Origin of the sequence: Pseudomonas sp. P9_31 (assembly GCF_034008235.1) — a bacterium.
In the GTDB taxonomy this organism is placed as follows: domain Bacteria; phylum Pseudomonadota; class Gammaproteobacteria; order Pseudomonadales; family Pseudomonadaceae; genus Aquipseudomonas.
Genome location: NZ_CP125375.1, coordinates 5,314,651 through 5,335,057 on the forward strand (window position 1 = coordinate 5,314,651; position 20,407 = coordinate 5,335,057).

At 59.4% G+C, this 20,407-nt stretch carries 19 protein-coding genes; 8 read left to right on the plus strand and 11 right to left on the minus strand.

What is annotated here, in order from left to right:
* The first annotated feature begins 111 nt into the window (after positions 1-111).
* The 3 genes from QMK51_RS24130 to QMK51_RS24140 are packed head-to-tail and all read left to right on the plus strand — an operon-like array spanning position 112 to position 1,975.
* The gene (locus QMK51_RS24130) at positions 112-486 is read left to right on the plus strand and encodes a septal ring lytic transglycosylase RlpA family protein (protein ID WP_258697559.1); all 375 of its coding nucleotides are present in this window, start codon (positions 112-114) and stop codon (positions 484-486) included.
* 50 nt (positions 487-536) lie between these two features.
* Positions 537-1,598 (plus strand): calcium/sodium antiporter, encoded by a 1,062-nt coding sequence (locus tag QMK51_RS24135; protein WP_258697560.1) that lies wholly within the window; start codon positions 537-539, stop codon positions 1,596-1,598.
* Complete coding sequence (locus QMK51_RS24140) at positions 1,595-1,975, plus strand: carboxymuconolactone decarboxylase family protein (protein WP_048396581.1); 381 nt, start codon at positions 1,595-1,597, stop codon at positions 1,973-1,975. The genes QMK51_RS24135 and QMK51_RS24140 overlap by 4 nt, the downstream gene beginning before the upstream one ends.
* Before the next feature lie 155 nt (positions 1,976-2,130).
* On the opposite strand, the gene QMK51_RS24145 is transcribed toward QMK51_RS24140, so the two are convergent.
* The 5 genes from QMK51_RS24145 to kdgD form a co-directional block, all read right to left on the minus strand.
* On the minus strand, positions 2,131-3,072 hold the full coding sequence (locus QMK51_RS24145) for an AEC family transporter (RefSeq protein WP_320392236.1): 942 nt from the start codon (positions 3,070-3,072) through the stop codon (positions 2,131-2,133).
* Between the two features lie 186 nt (positions 3,073-3,258).
* Complete coding sequence (gene garD / locus QMK51_RS24150) at positions 3,259-4,812, minus strand: galactarate dehydratase (protein WP_320392237.1); 1,554 nt, start codon at positions 4,810-4,812, stop codon at positions 3,259-3,261.
* 11 nt (positions 4,813-4,823) lie between these two features.
* A complete protein-coding gene (locus QMK51_RS24155) occupies positions 4,824-6,191 on the minus strand; it encodes an MFS transporter (RefSeq protein WP_320392238.1) in 1,368 nt (455 codons plus the stop codon).
* Between the two features lie 85 nt (positions 6,192-6,276).
* On the minus strand, positions 6,277-7,722 hold the full coding sequence (locus QMK51_RS24160; RefSeq protein ID WP_320392239.1) for an aldehyde dehydrogenase family protein: 1,446 nt from the start codon (positions 7,720-7,722) through the stop codon (positions 6,277-6,279).
* A gap of 61 nt (positions 7,723-7,783) precedes the next feature.
* A complete protein-coding gene (kdgD, locus tag QMK51_RS24165) occupies positions 7,784-8,695 on the minus strand; it encodes a 5-dehydro-4-deoxyglucarate dehydratase (RefSeq protein WP_320392240.1) in 912 nt (303 codons plus the stop codon).
* Between the two features lie 131 nt (positions 8,696-8,826).
* Here kdgD and QMK51_RS24170 point away from each other — a divergent pair, with 131 nt between their 5' ends.
* Complete coding sequence (locus tag QMK51_RS24170; RefSeq protein WP_320394592.1) at positions 8,827-9,060, plus strand: hypothetical protein; 234 nt, start codon at positions 8,827-8,829, stop codon at positions 9,058-9,060.
* A 52-nt stretch (positions 9,061-9,112) separates the two neighbouring features.
* Entirely contained in the window at positions 9,113-9,487 is a 375-nt protein-coding gene (locus QMK51_RS24175; RefSeq protein ID WP_258697565.1) for a hypothetical protein, read from the plus strand.
* A 71-nt stretch (positions 9,488-9,558) separates the two neighbouring features.
* Here QMK51_RS24175 and QMK51_RS24180 read toward each other — a convergent pair whose 3' ends face one another.
* The 4 genes from QMK51_RS24180 to QMK51_RS24195 form a co-directional block, all read right to left on the minus strand.
* Entirely contained in the window at positions 9,559-10,305 is a 747-nt protein-coding gene (locus tag QMK51_RS24180) for a FadR/GntR family transcriptional regulator (protein WP_258697566.1), read from the minus strand.
* A 189-nt stretch (positions 10,306-10,494) separates the two neighbouring features.
* Positions 10,495-12,222, minus strand: a complete 1,728-nt coding sequence (locus tag QMK51_RS24185; RefSeq protein WP_320392241.1) for an ABC transporter ATP-binding protein/permease — start codon at positions 12,220-12,222, stop codon at positions 10,495-10,497.
* Positions 12,223-12,318: 96 nt separating this feature from the next.
* Positions 12,319-12,879: a response regulator transcription factor gene (locus tag QMK51_RS24190; protein WP_017336511.1), complete on the minus strand. Its 561-nt coding sequence runs from the start codon at positions 12,877-12,879 to the stop codon at positions 12,319-12,321.
* Positions 12,872-14,134 carry an ATP-binding protein gene (locus QMK51_RS24195; RefSeq protein WP_258697568.1) on the minus strand — a complete coding sequence of 421 codons (1,263 nt, stop codon included), beginning with the start codon at positions 14,132-14,134 and terminating at the stop codon, positions 12,872-12,874. Before QMK51_RS24195 ends, QMK51_RS24190 begins: the two co-directional genes overlap by 8 nt.
* 395 nt (positions 14,135-14,529) lie before the next feature.
* Here QMK51_RS24195 and QMK51_RS24200 point away from each other — a divergent pair, with 395 nt between their 5' ends.
* A complete protein-coding gene (locus QMK51_RS24200; RefSeq protein WP_320392242.1) occupies positions 14,530-15,249 on the plus strand; it encodes an SIMPL domain-containing protein in 720 nt (239 codons plus the stop codon).
* A 152-nt stretch (positions 15,250-15,401) separates the two neighbouring features.
* Here QMK51_RS24200 and QMK51_RS24205 read toward each other — a convergent pair whose 3' ends face one another.
* Positions 15,402-15,770 (minus strand): DUF6124 family protein, encoded by a 369-nt coding sequence (locus QMK51_RS24205; protein ID WP_320392243.1) that lies wholly within the window; start codon positions 15,768-15,770, stop codon positions 15,402-15,404.
* A 207-nt stretch (positions 15,771-15,977) separates the two neighbouring features.
* Positions 15,978-16,328, minus strand: a complete 351-nt coding sequence (locus tag QMK51_RS24210; RefSeq protein WP_105340048.1) for an NIPSNAP family protein — start codon at positions 16,326-16,328, stop codon at positions 15,978-15,980.
* A gap of 308 nt (positions 16,329-16,636) precedes the next feature.
* On the opposite strand from QMK51_RS24210, the gene QMK51_RS24215 reads away from it, so the two are divergent.
* Both QMK51_RS24215 and QMK51_RS24220 read left to right on the plus strand, forming a co-directional pair.
* Positions 16,637-18,238: an ABC transporter substrate-binding protein gene (locus QMK51_RS24215; protein ID WP_320392244.1), complete on the plus strand. Its 1,602-nt coding sequence runs from the start codon at positions 16,637-16,639 to the stop codon at positions 18,236-18,238.
* Between the two features lie 259 nt (positions 18,239-18,497).
* Entirely contained in the window at positions 18,498-20,123 is a 1,626-nt protein-coding gene (locus QMK51_RS24220) for an ABC transporter substrate-binding protein (RefSeq protein WP_320392245.1), read from the plus strand.
* Positions 20,124-20,407 lie beyond the last annotated feature (284 nt).

Genomic DNA, 20,407 nt, shown 5'->3' on the forward strand with positions numbered 1-20,407 from the left:
CTGTGGGAGCGAGCCTGCTCGCGATGACGGCGGCACATCCACCATTGATGTGACTGACATTCCGCCATCGCGAGCAGGCTCGCTCCCACATTTATTTTGGGAGCCTTTTAAATGAAGCGTCTACTCAGCGCTTGCGCCCTGCTCTCTTTGTTGGCCGGTTGCGCCAGCACGGACACCATCGATCCACACGGCTACGACAAAACCGGCGTAGCGTCCTACTACGGCGCCAAACACCAAGGTAAACGCACCGCCAGTGGCGAGCGTTTTGACAAGAATTCCCTGACCGCCGCCCACCGTCAGTTACCGTTCGGTACGCGGGTGAAAGTCACCAATCTGAATAACGACAAATCCTGCGTGGTGCGTATCAACGATCGCGGGCCGCACACTCGTGGGCGTCTGATCGATGTTTCACACGAGGCCGCGGAACAACTGGGTATGCTCAGAAGTGGCACCGCGCAGGTTCGCGTGCAAGCCCTCGACGACTGATAGACGGAGCGCTGACTATTTTCGGACTTGCCGATTTACCCCTGATCAGCGTGATTGAATTGCTCAGCGGTCTGTTTTTACTGATCGCCGGCGCAGAACTGATGGTACGCGCCGCCGTTCGCCTGGCCGCGCGACTGCATGTGCGGCCGCTGATCATCGGCCTGACCATCGTGGCCCTCGGCAGCAGCGCGCCGCAGATGGCGGTCAGCCTGCAAGCCACCCTGGCGCAAAACGCCGACATCGCCGTCGGCAGCGTGATCGGCAGCAGCATCTTCAACATCCTCGTCACCCTCGGGCTCTCGGCACTGATTATTCCGCTGCGGGTTTCGCGGCAATTGGTGCGCCTGGATATTCCACTGATGATCGGCGCCAGCCTGCTGGTGTTCGTGCTGGCGTGGAATGAAGAACTGACTCGGGTCGACGGCGTGATGCTGCTGACAGCGCTGGCTCTGTATCTGGGCTTGCTACTGCGCCAGTCGCGACACTCGGCCCGTCCGCTATCGGGGGCTCATGAAGCGCCGCAGGCACCGTGGTTCAGCAGCCTGCTGATGATCGTCGCCGGGCTGGCGATGCTGATATTCGCCGGGCACTTGCTGCTCGGCGCCGCCGTTGCGGTCGCCACCGACCTGGGGTTGTCGGAGCGGATCATCGGCCTGACCATCGTCGCCGTCAGCACCTCCCTGCCGGAGCTCGCCACGTCTTTGATCGCCGCATTGCGCGGTCAGCGGGACATTGCGGTGGGCAATGTGATCGGCAGCAACCTGTTCAACCTCTTGGGGGTGCTCGGGCTTACCACATTGGTCGCGCCGTCGCCGCTGTCGGTCTCGCCGAATGCCCTGGATTTCGACCTGCCGGTGATGCTTGGTGTCGCGGTGTTGTGCCTGCCGGTGTTTTATTCCGGCTACCGGGTGACTCGCGCCGAAGGCCTGCTGTTTTTGGGCTTGTACCTGGCCTATGGGCTGCATGTGGTGTCGTTCACTACCGGCATGCCGCTGGCCGGCAAGCTTGAACACCTGATGCTGTTTTTCGTCCTGCCGGCGCTGATGGCGTTTTTGCTGTTCACCTCGCTGCGCGCCTGGCGTCGCCAACACCACAAGAGGGAATTGCCATGAGCACTGATAAAAAGGCTGGGGTTGAAGTCCGCCGCCAAGTGATGGGCGACGCGTTCGTCGACCGCGCCTTGGGCAATGCCACCGAGTTCACCCAACCGTTGCAGGATTTCGTCAACGAACACGCTTGGGGCGGTGTGTGGAATCGCGAAGGTCTGCCGCTGAAAACCCGCAGCCTGATCACCCTCGCTGCGCTGACCGCGTTGAAGTGCCCGCAAGAATTGAAGGGCCATGTGCGCGGAGCGCTGAACAACGGCTGCACCGTGGAAGAGATCCGTGAGGCACTGCTGCATTGCGCGGTGTATGCCGGCGTGCCGGCGGCGATCGATGCGTTTCGGGCGGCGCAGGAAGTGATTGATACCTACCAGAAGCCGGAGTGAGTCCCCGGATTTTCGCCGTCAGTGACAACGCCATCGCGGGCAAGCCCGCTCCCACAGGGATCTGCCTTGTTGCATGAATTGCATAAGCACTGAAGACCTTTGTGGGAGCGGGCTTGCCCGCGATGAGGCCCTGGAGAACACTGCAGCTCCCGAGGTTAAATCCACCCACCCCACTGCAACAAAAAGATCCCGACGTTGGTGGTGACCGCCGCCATCAGCGTGGTAATCACGATGATGGCCGCCGCCAGCTCATGATTGCCATTGGCCTGTCGGGCCATGACGAAACTGGCCGCGGCGGTCGGGCTGCCGAAGTACAGAAACAGAATCCCCAACTCCGCCCCGCGAAAGCCCCAGAGCCAGGCGCCCAGTGTCGTCAGCACCGGCAGGCCGATCATCTTCACCAGGCTTGAACTCAGCGCAATCGTGCCGCTTTTACGCATTGCCGCTAGCGACAACGTGCCGCCGATGCAGATCAGCGCCAAGGGCAAGGTGGTTTGTGCCAGGTATTGGCCGGACGTTTCCAGCCACCCCGGCAGGCTGATCTTGAACCAGGCAAACGGTGCCGCCGAAAACACGCTGATGATCAAGGGGTTCATCATCACGCTCTTGCAGATGCTCCACGGATCGGACTTGATCACCGGGCTGTAGACCGCCAGCACGATGGTCGAGAGCGTGTTGTAGAACAGGATCACCAGCGCCGCGAGAATCGCCCCGAGGGAAATCCCGTAGTCGCCGTACATACTCGCCGCCAGGGCCAGACCGATAACGCCGTTGTTGCCGCGAAACGCGCCTTGGGTGTAGATGCCTCGGTCTTCGCGCGGGCATTTCCAGATCGCCCAACCCCAGGCAATCGCAAAGCCCATCAGGGTCGCGATCGAGAAGTACATCAGCAGCGCCGGTTGCAACGCGGCGTGCAGGTCGGCATGCAAGATGCCCAGAAACAGCAACGCCGGCATGGTGACGTTGAACACCAGGGCCGACGCGGTATGAATGAAGTTGTCGTTGATCCAGTCGATGCGCTTGAGCAGCGCCCCCAGAAACAGCATGGCAAACACCGGCGCGGTGATATTCAGGGTTTCGAGGAAAATAGCCAGCATGCCGGGGGAACCTTGGGTGAGCGTCGTTAGGGGGCTAATGATAAGCCACCGAGGACATCGGCGTCAGGTAGACCGCCATCGCGAGCAGGCTCGCTCCCACATTTGTCCAGTGTCGAACACAAAATCTGTGTAAGAAGAAGATCCACTGTGGGAGCGAGCCTGCTCGCGATGAACGATAACGCGGTATCAGGTTATCGGCGCCGGGTTGAACAACGTGATGTCGTTATGCAGTTTATGCCGCTGCGCCCACGTCTGTTTCTTGCCGCTGGCCACGTCCAGGTAGTAGTGGAACAACTCCCAGCCGAGGTCTTCGATCGACGCCCGCCCGGTGGCGATCCGCCCGGCATCGATGTCGATCAGGTCCGGCCAGCGCTGCGCCAGTTCGGTCCGGGTCGACACCTTCACCACCGGCGCCATGGCCAAACCGTAAGGCGTACCCCGCCCGGTGGTGAACACATGCAGGTTCATCCCTGCCGCCAATTGCAACGTCCCGCAGACAAAATCACTGGCCGGGGTCGCGCAGAAAATCAGCCCTTTGCGCTTGAATCGTTCCCCAGGGCCGAGCACTCCGTTGATCGCGCTGCTACCGGATTTGACGATCGAGCCCAACGACTTCTCGACAATGTTCGACAACCCGCCCTTCTTGTTTCCCGGCGTGGTATTGGCGCTGCGATCCGCTTCGCCCTTGGCCAGGTAACGGTCGTACCAGTCCATTTCCCGCACCAGTTCCTGAGCGACTTCCTCAGTTTCGGCGCGGGACGTCAGCAGGTAAATCGCATCACGCACTTCAGTGACTTCGGAAAACATCACCGTCGCACCGGCCCGCAGTAACAGGTCCGAGGCATAGCCCAGTGCCGGGTTCGCGGTGATCCCGGAGAACGCATCGCTGCCGCCGCACTGCATACCGAGGATCAGCTCGGACGCCGGGACGGTTTCCCGACGACGCAGATCGAGCTTCTTCAAACGAGTCTCGGCCAGCGCCATGATCTGCTCGATCATCTCGGTGAAACCGTGGCTGGAATCCTGCAAGCGATACAACCACGGCTCGCTCAAATCCACCGAACTGTCGTTCTCGTGCATCACCTGCCCGGCCTGCAATTTCTCGCAGCCCAGGCTGATCACCAGCGCTTCGCCACCCAGGTTCGGGTTGCGCGCCAGATTGCGCACGGTGCGGATCGGGATGTACGCGTCGGTGGCGGTGATCGCCACGCCGCAACCGTAACTGTGGGTCAGCGCCACCACGTCGTCGACGTTCGGGTACTTGGGCAACAACTCGTCCTTGATGCGCTTCACCGCGTGATCCAGCACCCCGGTGACGCACTGCACGGTGGTGGTGATGCCCAGAATGTTGCGCGTGCCGACGGTGCCGTCGGCGTTGCGATAACCCTCGAAGGTGAAGCCTTCCAGCGGTGCCTGCGTGGCCGGCACTTCGGTGGACAGCGGCAAGCTGTCCAGCGGTGGTGCGGTGGGCATGCGCAGTTGATCTTCCTTGACCCAGCTACCGCGCGGGATCGGCTGCAACGCATAGCCGATGGTCTGGCCGTACCGAATCACCTGGCCGCCCTCGGGAATGTCCTCGAGAGTGACCTTGTGGCTCTGCGGCACGAAATCCACGGTGACCAGGCCATCGGGGAATTCGGTGCCGGCCGGCACGCCCTGATCATTGACCACAATCACTACGTTGTCCCGCTCGTGCAGGCGGATGTAGCGCGGCGAGTCGGAATGTTCAATCAACTGCATGACGCCGCTCCTCAGGAATGCGCTTCAGATAACTTGTTGTTCGTTTCAGGACCGCTGACCGGCGGCTCTTTGAGCACAACGCGTTTGATCGGGCCAACGATCACCAGATAGCTGAATACTGCTACCAGCGCGTTGCAACCGACGAACACCAGCGCCCACTTGAACGAGCCGGTGGAGCTGATGATGTAACCGATGACAATCGGCGTGGTGATCGACGCGATGTTGCCGAAGGTGTTGAACAGGCCACCGCTCAGACCAGCAATCTGTTTCGGCGAGGTGTCGGACACCACCGCCCAGCCCAACGCACCCACGCCTTTGCCGAAGAACGCCAGGGCCATGAAGCCGACGACCATCCATTCAACGTCCACATAGTTGCAAGCCACGATGCTACTGGAAACCAGCAAGCCAGCGATGATCGGCGCCTTGCGGGCGAACGTCAGCGAGTGACCTTTGCGCAGCAGGTAATCGGAAATCACCCCGCCGAGCACACCACCGATAAATCCGCAGATCGCCGGCAGCGAGGCAATGAAACCGGCCTTGAGAATGGTCATGCCGCGCTCCTGCACCAGGTACACCGGGAACCAAGTCAGGAAGAAGTAGGTGATGCCGTTGATGCAGTACTGGCCCAGATACACGCCAAGCATCATGCGGTTGGTCAGCAGCTGGCGGATGTAATCCCACTTCGGACCGTCGCCTTTTTTGCCTTTGCCTTTGTCCGAGTCCATATCGACCATGCCGCCGTTGTCGGCGATGTGTTTGAACTCGGCGTCGTTGATCATCGGGTGTTGGCGCGGGCTGTGGATAACCTTCAGCCAGATCCCCGAGAAGATGATGCCGATCACCCCCATGACGATGAACACGTGCTGCCAACCGAAGCTGTAGACGATCCAGCCCATCAGCGGTGCAAACAACACGGTGGCAAAGTACTGCGCCGAGTTGAAGATCGCCGACGCTGTACCGCGTTCAGCGGTCGGAAACCAGGCCGCCACGACGCGTGCGTTGCCAGGGAAGGATGGCGCTTCGGCCAGGCCCACCAAAAAGCGCAGCATGAACAGCGCAACCACCGCCGTGGACATGCCGAACTCACCAACATAGCCCTGCAGCACGGTGAACAGCGACCAGGTGAAGATGCTCAGCGCATAGACTTTTTTCGAACCGAAACGGTCCAGCAGCCAGCCACCGGGAATTTGCCCGGCCACGTAGGCCCAACCGAATGCGGAGAAGATATAACCGAGGGTGACCGCGTCGATGCCGAGGTCTTTTTGCAGGCTGGAGCCGGCAATTGCGATGGTGGCCCGGTCGGCGTAGTTGATCGTGGTCACCAGAAACAGCATGAGCAGGATCAAATAGCGGACGTGAGTCGGCTTGGTCGATTGCATTGTAGATGTACTCCCACTGATTATTTTTATGCGCGGGTGAAGCTGTTGTGTTGCGGTATCGATGCCGATACCGCGGTGTTTCCTGTCAGGAGCCGATGTAGCTGGTCTTCACGACCGTGTAAAACTCTTGCGCATAGCGACCTTGCTCACGTGATCCATAGGATGAACCTTTACGCCCACCAAACGGAACGTGGTAATCCACGCCGGCGGTCGGCAGGTTGACCATCACCATCCCGGCCTGGGAGTGGCGTTTGAAGTGGTTGGCGTACTTCAGCGACGTGGTAGCGATGCCCGCCGACAGACCGAACTCGGTGTCGTTGGCCATGACCAGCGCCGCCTCGTAGTCGGCCACGCGAACGATGTTGGCCACCGGGCCGAAGATCTCTTCGCGGCTGATGCGCATCGCGGCTTCGCTATCAGCAAACAGGGTTGGCGCGAGGTAGTAACCTTCTGTGTCGCATGTCACCAAACCACCGCCACTGACCAGACGCGCGCCTTCGGACTGGCCGATGTCGATGTACTTCATGTCTTGTTCAAGCTGAGCCTGCGAGACGACGGGACCGATATCGGTACCGGTTTTCAGCGCGTGGCCGACCTTGATCGACTTCATGCGCTCGGCCATGGCCTCGACGAATTTGTCGTGGATGCCACCAGTGACGATGAAGCGGCTCGATGCCGTGCAGCGCTGACCGGTGGAGTAGAACGCGCTCTGTACCGACAGCTCGACCGCTTGCTTGAGGTCGGCGTCATCGAGAATGATCTGCGGGTTCTTGCCGCCCATTTCCAGCTGGACCTTGGCCTGGCGCGACACGCAGCTGACAGCGATCTGACGACCCACGCCCACGGAACCGGTAAAGCTGACGCCATCAACTTTCGGGCTCTGCACTAGCGCATCACCAACCACGCGGCCGCTGCCCATCACCAGGTTGAACACGCCGGCCGGGAAGCCTGCGCGGGAGATGATTTCCGCCAGCGCCCAGGCACAGCCCGGAACCAGATCAGCAGGTTTCAGGACGACGCAGTTGCCATAAGCCAGAGCCGGAGCGATCTTCCACGCCGGGATCGCGATCGGGAAGTTCCACGGGGTGATCAGGCCGACCACACCCAACGCTTCACGGGTCACTTCAACGTTGACGCCCGGACGCACCGACGGCAAATAGTCGCCGGACAGGCGCAGGCATTCACCGGCGAAGAACTTGAAGATGTTGCCGGCGCGAGTCACTTCGCCGATGGCTTCGGGCAGGGTCTTGCCCTCTTCCCGGGCCAGCAAGGTGCCGAGCTCTTCGCGGCGGGCGAGGATTTCAGTGCCGACTTTATCCAAGGAATCGTGACGTGCCTGAATGCCGGAAGTGGACCAGGCCGGGAACGCGGCGCGAGCGGCGTCGATGGCGGCGTGGACCTGAGCCAGATCAGCCTTGGCGTAATCGCCGATGGTATCGGTCAGCTCGGACGGGTTGATGTTGGCGCAGTAATCACTGCCCGCCACCCATTCACCGTTGATGTAGTTATCGAAACGCTTTGCATCTGCCACTTTGAAATCTCCTCACGCAAAAGGCCGCTGATTGCTCAGCGGCCTTACTTAATCGGATGTGTTATTGCGCACCTTGCTTGTCGATCAGCGCGGCGAGCATTTCGTACTCTTCGCCCGTCAGATCGGTCAGCGGCGCACGCACAGGGCCTGCGTCGAAGCCGGCGATTTTTGCCCCGGCCTTGACGATGCTCACCGCATAACCGGCCTTGCGGTTACGGATATCCAGGTACGGCAGGAAGAAGTCGTCGATGATCTTGCCGACGGTGGCGTGATCGTCGCGGGCGATGGCGTGGTAGAAATCCATCGCGGTTTTCGGGATGAAGTTGAATACCGCCGAGGAGTAGACCGGCACGCCCAACGCCTTGTAGGCCGCGGCGTAGACTTCAGCGGTCGGCAAGCCGCCCAGGTAGCTGAAGCGATCGCCGAGGCGGCGACGGATCGACACCATCAACTCGATATCGCCCAGGCCATCCTTGTAACCGATCAGGTTCGGGCAGCGCTCGGCCAGACGTTCCAGCAGCGGCGCGGTCAGGCGACAGACGTTGCGGTTGTAAACCACCACGCCGATGTTCACCGATTTGCACACGGCTTCAACGTGGGCCGCAACGCCGTCCTGGCTGGCTTCGGTCAGGTAGTGCGGCAGCAGCAGCAGGCCTTTGGCGCCCAGACGCTCGGCTTCCTGAGCGTATTCGATGGCCTGGCGAGTCGCGCCGCCTACACCGGCAAGAATCGGCACGCTGGCGGCGCAGGTATCGACTGCAGTCTTGATGATTTCCGAATATTCACTGGCCGCCAGAGAGAAGAACTCACCGGTGCCGCCCGCGGCGAACAATGCCGAGGCGCCGTAGGGGGCCAGCCATTCGAGACGTTTGATGTAGCCCGCGCGATGAAAATCGCCCTGAGCATTGAAGTCGGTGACCGGGAACGACAGCAGGCCGGAAGAGAGGATGGACTTCAGTTCTTGTGGATTCATTATTCGAACACCCTGGGTAGCACGTTGTGTGAAGAAATCGTTCAGCCTTCGCCGAAGTTGTAGGTCATCGTACAACTTAAAATACAACCGTCAACTGCATTTCATCGCCGCCCTCAGAATTTGAGTCAGAAATGTCAGGTCTACACGCTCAACCGAAGGAATACACCCGACAGATCATTGCCGATCTGGATGATCTTTTTACTGAGCACGGCATCGCCGTTTCCGGCGATGGCGCCACGCTTAAACGCTGGCGAGTTGGCCGTGAGGGTGGATCGTTCGATCCTGACACAAGGCTCAGCCGTCACAACCGGAAACGGTTGGTCATGATCATTTTCGGCACACCTGGCAAGAGCCTCCTACAGTGATAAAACCGCCGTGAAGGAATCATGGCCCCCTCGCATGGAGAGCGAACCCATCATGACTTTTGCCCCACCCATTCTTCCCCAGCTTCTGAAACACGAACCTGAAAAAGCAACCGTCAAACTGTCGCACCTGGGCGATGACTTGATAGTCCGCGTCCCGGATCCGAACGATATTCCGCCGAATTGGGAGGTCTATCCGATCCTCGGCGCAGATACGGAAGAGCCCGACTGGAAGGGCCTCGAAGAGCCTACCGGCGCCTGGGATGACGCCAGCGACGACATGGCAAAGCTGACAGGAATTGAATTGCGAATCCCGAAAGTGGAGCTGGAAAAGTACAAGAACACAGAAGTCGAATTGCGTTACAAATTCGCGGATGAATCCAGCCTGGAGCCGTGTTCGGAGCCCCTGAGACTGTATATCGAAACCTGATCTCTCTTCGCGCCTGATCGTTTAGCGGTCAGGCGCGTTTTTGTGCCAGGCGTCTTCCTGGCACGCGCAATTTAACGCTGGGCCTGCGCCTCTTCATGGGCCTGGCGCAGCCGTTCGCGGCTATTGGTCAGGTGCAAGCGCATCGCCGCCCGCGCCGCATCGGAGTCCTGCCGCGCGATCGCGTCATAAATCTCTTCATGTTCACGGCTCAGGCGACTCATGTAGTGCTGCTGGTCGTCATGGGCCAGGCGCGCGGAGTTGAGGCGTGTGCGCGGAATGATGCTAGTGCCCAGGTGGGTCATGATGTCGGTGAAGTAGCGGTTGCCGGTGGCCAGGGCGATTTGCAGGTGGAACTGGAAGTCTGACGCCACGGCATCGCTGGCATGCGAGACACTTTCATTCAACGCGTCCAGCGCCGCTCGCATCAACGCCAACTGTTCAGGGCTGCGACGTTGCGCGGCAAGGCCGGCGGATTCCACTTCCAGGCTGATGCGCAGTTCCAGAATCGCCAATACGTCGCGCAAGGTCACCACGGTGGCCGGGTCGATACGAAAACCGCTCGGGCTTGGGGTGTCGAGCACGAAGGTGCCGATACCGTGACGGGTTTCCACCTGGCCTGCGGCCTGCAAACGGGAAATCGCTTCGCGCACCACGGTGCGGCTGACGCCGTGGGCATCCATGATCGCCGACTCGGTGGGCAACTTGTCGCCACGCTTGAGCTGACCGTCGCGGATCTGCTCGGAGAGCACCGTCACCAGTTCCTGAGCGAGGCTGCGGCGCTTGCGAGGGAGGCGAGGTGCGTCGATCGGGTTTTCCATGGTGAACATCTGTCTCGAAAAAACGGCTGAACCCGCATCATAGCTCAACACGGTTGTACGATCACCGTCAGCATCCACTATCCCCTGTGGGAGCGGGCTTGCTCGCGAAGGCGGTGTGTCAGACACCTCAATGCTGGATGTCAGACCGCTTTCGCGAGCAAGCCCGCTCCCACAAGGGGATTGCGGTGTTCAGGCGGTCACGGTTTGGTCCACCAAATGGCCATTCTCGATACGCACATGCCGTGGATGGAAACGCTTCAGGCTGCTGCGATGCCCGACGCTGACAATGCTCAGCCCCGGCAATTCATCGATCAACGCCTGATACAGCGACGCTTCATCCTCTTCATCCATCGCCGAAGTCGCTTCATCCATGTACAGCCATTGCGGCGCATAAAGCAGCGCTCGGGCGAAGGCCAGGCGTTGCTGCTCACCCGGCGAGAGCATGCGCTGCCAGTGATTGGCTTCATCCAGACGCGAAACCAGGTGCGGCAAGCGGCAGGCTTCCAGTACGTGGACGTAGCGCTCGTGCGGGTAGGTGTCGCCGGGCTGTGGATAACTCAGCGCCTCGCGCAAGGTACCAATCGGCAGATACGGTTTTTGCGGCAGGAACAGATAACGCCCTGTCGGCAGGCGGATGCTGCCGTGGCCGGCCGGCCAAAGGTGCCCCATCGCCCGTAGCAACGTCGATTTGCCGCTGCCGGAACGACCGCTGAGCATGACGCGCTCGCCCTCCTCCACGGTCATGTCGGCGTTGGTCAGCAGATGACGGCCGTCAGCCAGGTCGAGGCCAAGGTTATGCACCCGTAGCGCCGAACCCTGATTCTGCACATCGATGGCCGGTGCGCGTTCTTCGTTGTCGGTCATGGCCTGACGGAAACTCAGCAGACGATCACAAGTGGCACGCCACTCGGCGAGATCCTGGTACGCACTGATGAACCAGCTGAAGTTCTCCTGCACGTTACCGAACGCCGAGTTGATTTGCATCAGCTCACCGAGTTCGATCTTGCCGGCAAAGTAACGCGGCGCCGCGACCATGAACGGGAAGATGATCGCGATCTGGGCATAACCGGAGGTGAAGAAGGTCAGGCGCTTGGACACTTTCATGATGTCCCAGAAGTTGTGCCAGACCAGGCCGAAGCGGCTGCTCAGACGACGGTTCTCATTGGGCTCGCCGTTGTACAGCGCAATGCTTTCGGCGTTCTCGCGGACCCGCACCATGGAGAAACGCAGGTCGGCTTCGAAACGTTGCTGGTTGTTGTTGAGGCCAATCAGGCGACGACCGATCAAATGCGTGAGCCAACTGCCGACGGCGGCGTAAACCAGTGCACACCAGAACATGTAGCCGGGAATCGTGAAGCCAAGCACTTCGATACTGCCCGACACGCCCCACAAAATGATCGAGAACGACACCAGGCTGACGATGTTACGGATCAAACCCAAGCCCAGGCCCAAGGTATTGGTGGTGAACTTGTTGAGGTCTTCGGAAATCCGCTGGTCCGGGTTATCGGTGTAACCGCCCTGCTCCAGCTGGTAGTAGTTCTTGTTGCCGAGCCAACGGGCGAAGTGCTTCTCGGTGAGCCAGGCCCGCCAGCGAATCGTCAGCATCTGGGTCAGGTAGAGCCTGTACACCGCGCCGAGGATCGCCACGGCCGCGATGCCGCAAAAGTACAGGATCAATTGCCAGAACGCTGCTTCGTCTTTCTTCTGCAGGGCGTTATAGAAATCCTTGTACCAACTGTTGATCCACACCGAAATCGCCACGCTGAACAATGACAGCGCGATCACGGCGATCAACAACGTCCAGGCCTTGCCCTTCTCTTCGCTGCGCCAGTAAGGCGTGGTCATCGCCCAGACTTTGCGAAAAAACTGCCCGCGCACAGCATCGTTGACCGCGGAATATTCAGCGTTCTGATTCATGAATAAGGCTCGATAAAGAAAAGAACACACACGAGCCGATCATAAATGAACGGCTCGGCTTGTAGCGAAGTGTGACAACAATTGTTCAGCGCCGGTTCAGCGACGGACCGGACGCTTTTGCAGTTTGCGCTGCAGCGTACGGCGGTGCATGCCCAAGGCACGGGCGGTGGCGGAGATGTTGCCTTCGTGCTCGGTCAATACGCGCTGGATGTGCTCCCACTGGAGGCGATCCACGGACATCGGGTTTTCCGGCACCAGGGTGTCGAGGTCGGCGTGCTCGGAGAGCAACGCAGCCAACACGTCATCGGCGTCCGCCGGTTTGCACAGGTAATTGCAGGCGCCACGCTTGATTGCCTCGACGGCGGTGGCAATGCTCGAGTAACCGGTGAGGATCACCACGCGCATGTCCGGGTCGAGTTCGAGCAGCTTGGGCAGCAACACCAGGCCCGAGTCGCCGTCCATTTTCAGGTCCAGGGCGGCGTAATCCGGGATGTCGGCCTGGGCGATGGTCAGGCCCTCTTCGGCAGAACCTGCCGTGCTGACGCGAAAACCGCGGCGGGCCATGGCGCGGGCCATCACGCGGGTGAAGGTTGCATCGTCGTCTACCAGCAGCAAATGCGGCAGTTCTTCGCCTTCGACTTGGATCTCGTCACTCATGTTCATCTCCTCGGGCGACACGGGGCAGGCGCAGCTCGGTGAGCGTGCCACCTTCCTCATGACTGTAGAGTTTCACTGAGCCGCCGGCGCGTGTCACGCTGGCCTTGCTCAAAAACAGGCCCAGGCCGAAACCTTTGCCCTTGGTAGTAAAAAACGGTTTGCCGATCTGCTCGGCAATGGCCAATGGCACACCGGCGCCATGGTCGCGAATGCTGATGGTCAGGTCCTCGGCATTCCAGTCCAGGGTCACTTGCAAGCCTTCGGGGCAGGCATCGGCGGCGTTGTTCAGCAAATTCAGCAGGGCCTGGGTCAGGTCCGGCGGTGGCGCCATGCGCGGCACGGTCCCTTGGCCCAGGCGCTGGAAGCGATAACTGGCTTCCGGGCGCATCAGGTGCCAGCGGTTCAGGGCTTCGTCGAGCCAGTCGGTGACGTCCTGCATCTCCACCGCCAAACGACGATTGGCTTCCGCCGCCCGTACCAGCTGCTGCAAGGTTTCTTTGCAGAGTTTGACCTGATCCTGCAACACGCTCAAATCGTCCTGCAGCAACGGGTCGGGATGATCCTGGCGCATTTCCTTGAGCAATACACTCATGGTCGCCAGCGGCGTGCCTAGTTCATGGGCGGCGCCGGCAGCCTGGGTCGCGACAGCCAGCAATTGTTGATCGCGCAGGCCTTCTTCGCGACGAATGGCACGCAGTTCCTCCTGACGGCGCAACTCTTCGGCCATGCGCGCGGCGAAGAACGTGATGACCGCCGCCGCCAGGGCGAAGCTCAGCCACATGCCGTAGATCTGCAGGTTCTCCCGGGCGATCGGGAACGTTTCCAGCGGGTAGAACCGCGCCAGCAGCAACGTATACAGCGCCAGGGCAATACCGGACAGAATCACCGAAAAACGCCATGGCAAGGTCACGGCGGCGATGGTCAGCGGCACCAGGTAATAAGAGACGAACGGATTGGTCGAACCGCCGGAGAAGTACAGCAAGGCACTGTGGATAAACAGATCGCAGGCCAGTTGCACGGCGTACTCGAGCTCGGTCACCGGCCACGACGTGCGCAGGCGAATCGCGGTCAGGGCGCAGAGCACCATGGAAAAACCGAGGGTGATCGCCAATTGCATCCACGGCAACGGCAGCAGGTGGAACCAGTAGGCCAGGCCCACGGAACCGGCCTGCGCGGCCAGCACCAACGTGCGGATGAACGTGAGCCGCCAGAGGTTCTGGCGAGTGGCGGAAGTGATTTGAACGGGGGCGAGCATGAGCTCTCCTGATGAGCGCTCCAGGCGGATCGCACGGAGTATAACCAAGCCACGAGCCTGAGAGGCGAAAGTGCGGCAAACGACCACAGCCAAAGACCATTGATCTGTGGAAATGCATCTGTGGCGAGGGAGCTTGCTCCCGCTCGGCTGCGCAGCAGTCGTAAACCTGTATGCAAGGTGAACCAGGCTCACTCGGTCGACTGACTTGGGCCTGCTTCGCAGTCCAGCGGGAGCAAGCTCCCTCGCCACAGAAGCCCCACTCACCACCGAAGTTCTTGTTGGTTGTCGATCTGTATAGAAGTTGTAACTGGGCGAACCGGACCATTGAAGCTAGAGTCTGATGGTTTCACGCAGGTTCGGACCTTAACCCCTGCGCACTGTCCAAGGAGCTTTTCATGCACACATTGCGCCGCAGCGCCGCCCTTCTTGCCTTAAGCGTTGGCACCGTCGCCAGCCTCCCGGCCCTGGCCGTCGACGAACTGCATTACAACCAGATCTCCCTGCGCGCCGAAGTCAGCCAGGAAGTGGCCCGCGACCTGATGATCGTGACCCTCTACACCGAAGAGCAAAACGCCGACCCGGCCAAACTCGCCGCCGACGTCAGCACCACCATGAACAAAGCATTGGCCCAGGCCAAACAGGTCAAGGACATCACCCTGCGTCAGGGCAACCGCAACAGCTACCCGATCTACGACACCAAAGGCCAGAAAATCACCGGCTGGCGTGAACGCGCCGAACTGCGCCTGGAAAGCTCGGACTTCGCCGCCCTCTCCAAACTCACCGGCGAACTGCTCACCGACCTGAAAATGGGCGGCATGGACTTCGCCATCGCCACCTCAACCCGCAAGGCCAGCGAAGACGCCCTGCTCAAAGAAGCCGTGACCGCCTTCAAGGCCCGCGCTCAACTGGCCACCGACGCACTGGGCGGCAAGGGCTACAAAATCGTCAACCTGAACCTCAACAGCAACGGTTATCCACAGCCGTACATGCGCGGGCCGATGATGATGAAAGCTGCCGCCGGCATGGATTCCGCGCCGGTGACGCCGGAGGTTGAAGCAGGGACCAGCCAGGTCAACATGACGGCGGATGGGGCGATTGAAGTGTTGATGCCTTGATGCGGTGGTGGATCAGTCAGTTTTACAGTGACTGATCCGCCGCCTTCGCGGGCAAGCCCGCTCCCACAGTTGATTTGTGTCGTACTCCGAATCTGTGAACGACGATGAACCACTGTGGGAGCGGGCTTGCTCGCGAAGAACGATAACGCGGTCTATGCCGGATCGACGTTATCCAACGCCCGGTTCACCGCCAACCCCGCCAGCATGATGATCTGTTGAATCGCCAACGCCGTATTGCGCTGCGGGCCGATCAGGTTTGTTGCGAAATCGCTGGCCAGGACACTGGCCGAGGCCAATGACTCGCAAGCTTGAGCCAGGAGACTTTCGGTGTCGCTGTCCGGGAAAACCAGGAACATCGTACTGGGGCGACGAGGTTTTGCGGAGTAAGGCTTGGGCGAATCGAGGTAGTAGTCGAGCGCACGTTTTATGGCTTCGCGGTCTTTGTGTAGCTCTTCGGTACGCAAAGCTTCGGCGTTGGGTGTGGAGGTGTTGAAGGGTAGGTCGGGGATTAACTTATCCATACAAACTTCCTTTTGATATTGGAGCCATCAATTTCCGATCTCACTCGGCGAAGAGGTGGCAGCTATGTGCGGTGTGAGATTACCGGCAAAAGGAACCCGGCCCGGGAAAGGTCTGCGCACTGAGACATCGATTAATCATTCAAAAGCGGAACGCGGAGCATCCCTGGCGGCGTTCCCACGCGGGAGCGTGGGAACGCTCATTGAGCATCAGCTCTGGATAGATTTATGGGAAGCTCTGATGGCATCAATCGCCTCTTGAGTGAGCGTCATAACAGTCGTTGTGCTTACTTCAATCCGACTGATGATGTCTGCTCTCGGACCTTGCTTCCAATCAGTACTTGAGTAAAAAAGATCTTGAGAGGCTTGCCGATGATTCTCGCTCTCGTAGGAGCGAATTAAGTGATAACTGTCATCGTCATGCAAAGAGCCGCCATAAGAAACAACATCCATACCCGCCTTTAAGTGAAGCGGAACGCTTACTTCCCGCATTATTCGATGGAAATCCAATCCTGATCCCGGTTTCAAGGTGTACATCAGGATTTCAACAATTCGAGTCATTCCAAATCTTCCATGTGGGATTTCAGTTCCTGCCTAAGGATATGTGCTGGCTGATCCGCCGCCTTCGCGGGCAAGCCTCGTCCCTACAGTAGGACGGTGTATATCTGGGGGAGATTGAGACTGTCAGGCCGCCAAGATCAAGGTCAAAAGATCGCAGCCTTCGGCAGCTCCTAACCGTCCGCCATCAACGTAAAAACCGGCCAACTATGCCCGGATAGAGGGGTTCCCCTCAAAAAACGATATTTCCACCAATCTCACCAACAACGCTACCCTCAGGAAAACACCACCGCCCAAATTCCGGGGACTCCATGGAAAGAACCACCGTCAAACCACTCCTGCTCGCACTCGCCCTCGCCACAACCGCACCACTGGCCCAAGCCGCCACCACCCTGGTCTACTGCTCCGAAGCCAGCCCCGCCGGCTTCGACCCCAGCCAATACACCAGCGGCACCGACTTCGACGCCTCGGCCGAAACCGTCTTCAACCGCCTCACCCAGTTCAAACGCGGTGGCACCGAAGTCGAACCCGGCCTGGCCACAAGCTGGGATGTCTCGAAGGACGGCCTCGCCTACACCTTCCACCTGCGCGACGGCGTGAAGTTCCACACCACCGACTACTTCACCCCCACCCGCGACTTCAACGCCGACGACGTGCTGTTCACCTTCCAGCGCTTGCTCGACCCGGAAAACGCATTCCGCAAAGCCTATCCCGCCGAATCGCCGTACTTCACCGACATGGACCTGAACAAAACGATCAAGAGTGTCGACAAAATCGACGATCACACCGTGCGTTTCAGCCTGAACAACATCGACGCCGCGTTCATCCAAAACCTGGCCATGAGTTTCGCCTCGGTCCAGTCCGCCGAGTACGGCGCGCAGTTGTTAAAAGAAGGCAAAGCGGCGGACATCAACCAGAAACCGGTCGGCACCGGCCCGTTCGTGTTCAAGCGTTATCAAAAGGACTCGCAAATCCGCTATGCCGCCAACAAGGCCTACTGGAAACCCGAGGATGTGAAGCTCGACAATCTGATTTTCTCGATCACCCCGGACGCCGCCGTGCGCTTGCAGAAGCTCAAGGCCGGCGAGTGTCAGGTCAGTGGCTACCCGCGCCCGGCGGACATAGAAGTGATGGAGAAAGACCCGAACCTGACCGTACTCAAGCAAGCCGGTTTCAACCTCGGTTTCCTCGCCTACAACGTGACCCACCCGCCGCTGGACCAACTCAAGGTGCGTCAGGCGCTGGACATGGCCATCGACAAGCCCGCCATTATCAAAGCTGTCTACCAGAGTGCCGGGCAACTGGCACAGAACGCCTTGCCACCGGCGCAATGGTCCTATGACCCGACCATCAAAGACGCACCCCACGATCCGACCAAAGCCCGCGCGCTACTAAAAGAAGCAGGAGTTGCACCCGGCACCACCATCGATTTGTGGGCCATGACTGTGCAGCGCGCGTCCAACCCCAACGCGCGGATGTCGGCACAGATGATCCAGCAGGATTGGGAGAAAGTCGGGATCAAGGCCAACATCGTCAGCTATGAGTGGGGCGAGTACATCAAACGCGCCAAGAATGGCGAACACGACGCAATGATCTACGGCTGGACCGGCGACAACGGTGACCCGGACAACTGGCTCGGCGTGCTCTACAGCTGCGCTGCGGTGAAAGGTAGCAACTACGCCAAATGGTGTGACCCGGCCTACGACAAACTGGTGCAGCAAGCCAAGGTGTCCACGGACAAACAGCAGCGAGTCAAACTGTACCAACAGGCACAGCAAATCCTTAAGCAACAAGTACCTATCACACCGATTGCCAACTCGACGGTGTTCCAGCCACTGCGCAAGGAAGTCACCGACTTCAAGATCAGCCCGTTCGGCCTCACCCCCTTCTATGGCGTGGGTATAAATAAGTAACACCAGGCTCCAACCGGGTGCGTCACACGCCCCGGACGCCCCTTATCAGTGCGCGTTTTGCACCGTAAAAAACCTGCGCAAACGGTCAAATATGTCGCTATTTATACATATGCGACATTAAGGTACGTTCGTGCCACTCTTTAAGGCTTGTGGCCATTCAGGATCTTGCAATGGGTACGGCCCCTGCATAAGTATCCGCAGGGTCGACTCACGAGGTCGTCCTCTAATTCCAAAAATGACAACAAATCATGAGGCCACCATGCTTAAACACGCGGTCATTCCGTTTTTAGTCGGCGCAAGTCTGTTAGCCAGCGCACCTTTCGCCTTCGCTGCGACTAACCTGGTGTTTTGCTCCGAAGGGAGCCCGGCCGGTTTCGACCCTGGTCAGTACACCACCGGAACCGACTTCGACGCCTCTGCAGAAACCATGTTCAACCGCCTGACCCAGTTCGAGCGCGGCGGCACCGCCGTGATTCCTGGTCTGGCGACCAAGTGGGACATTTCCGATGACGGCCTGACTTACACCTTCCACCTGCGTGAAGGCGTCAAGTTCCACACCACCCCGTATTTCAAGCCGACGCGTGAGTTCAACGCCGACGACGTGCTGTTCACCTTCAATCGCATGATTAACAAGGATGACCCGTTCCGTAAGGCGTACCCGACCGAGTTCCCATACTTCACCGACATGGGGATGGACACCAACATCACCAAGATCGATAAAGTCGACGACCACACCGTCAAGTTCACCCTCAAGGATGTAGACGCCGCGTTCATCCAGAACATGGCCATGAGCTTCGCCTCGATCCAGTCCGCCGAGTACGCTACCCAGCTGCTCAAGGAAGGCAAGGCCGCCGACATCAACCAGAAGCCAATCGGCACTGGCCCGTTCGTGTTCAAGAGCTACCAGAAAGACTCCAACATCCGCTACACCGGGAACAAGGACTACTGGAAGCCTGACGACGTGAAGATCGACAACCTGATCTTCGCCATCACCACCGACCCGTCGGTACGCATCCAGAAGCTGAAGAAGAACGAGTGCCAGATCACCCTGTTCCCGCGTCCAGCCGACCTGAAAGCGCTGAAAGAAGACAAGGATCTGAAGCTGCCTGACCAGGCCGGTTTCAACCTGGGCTACATCGCCTACAACGTGATGGACAAGGTCAAGGGCAGCAACGAGCCGAACCCGCTGGCCGACCTGCGTGTTCGTCAGGCGCTGGATATGGCGGTCAACAAGCCGCAGATCATCGACTCGGTTTATCAGGGCGCGGGACAACTGGCCGTCAACGCCATGCCGCCGACCCAATGGTCCTACGACACCACCATCAAGGATGCCAAGTACGATCCTGAGAAAGCCAAGGCGCTGCTCAAGGAAGCCGGCGTCAAGGAAGGCACCGAGATCGTTCTGTGGGCGATGCCGGTACAGCGTCCGTACAACCCGAACGCCAAGCTGATGGCTGAAATGCTGCAGTCCGACTGGAAGAAGATCGGCCTGAACGTCAAGATCACCAGCTACGAATGGGGCGAGTACATCAAACGCTCCAAAGGCGGCGAGAACCAGGCGATGATCATCGGCTGGAGCGGCGACAATGGTGACCCGGACAACTGGCTCAATGTGCTGTTCGGCTGCGACTCGCTGAGTGGCAACAACTTCTCCAAATGGTGCGACAAGAAATTCGACGGCCTCGTCAAGGAAGCCAAACGCACCACCGATCAGGCCAAGCGCACCGAACTGTACAAACAGGCGCAACACGTCCTCAAAGATGCTGTTCCAATGACACCTATCGCTCACTCGACGGTGTTCCAACCCATGCGCGCCAACGTGCAGGACTTCAAGATCAGCCCATTCGGCTTGAACTCCTTCTACGGCGTCAGCGTCAGCAAATAAGAAAAAGCAGCGGCGACGTTTTCAGCGTCGCCGCTGCTTTTTTCTGCCGAGAAGCTAGGAATTTGCCTACATCCAAATCCGCTGTCTGACGCAGCCAGGGGTTAGGACGCGTTGCCTTTTCCTACGAGTCTTTAGGACTCAGCGCATTTACTGCCAGACCCACGGCACCTACCGTCGGGTTCTGACCAGAAACTGCGTGGGCTATCGGTTTGCTGCCCGTATTGGTTTGAGCTCAATGCAGCCACAACGTCCTCGGACGGGATCCCGGCGCATTGAATAACACT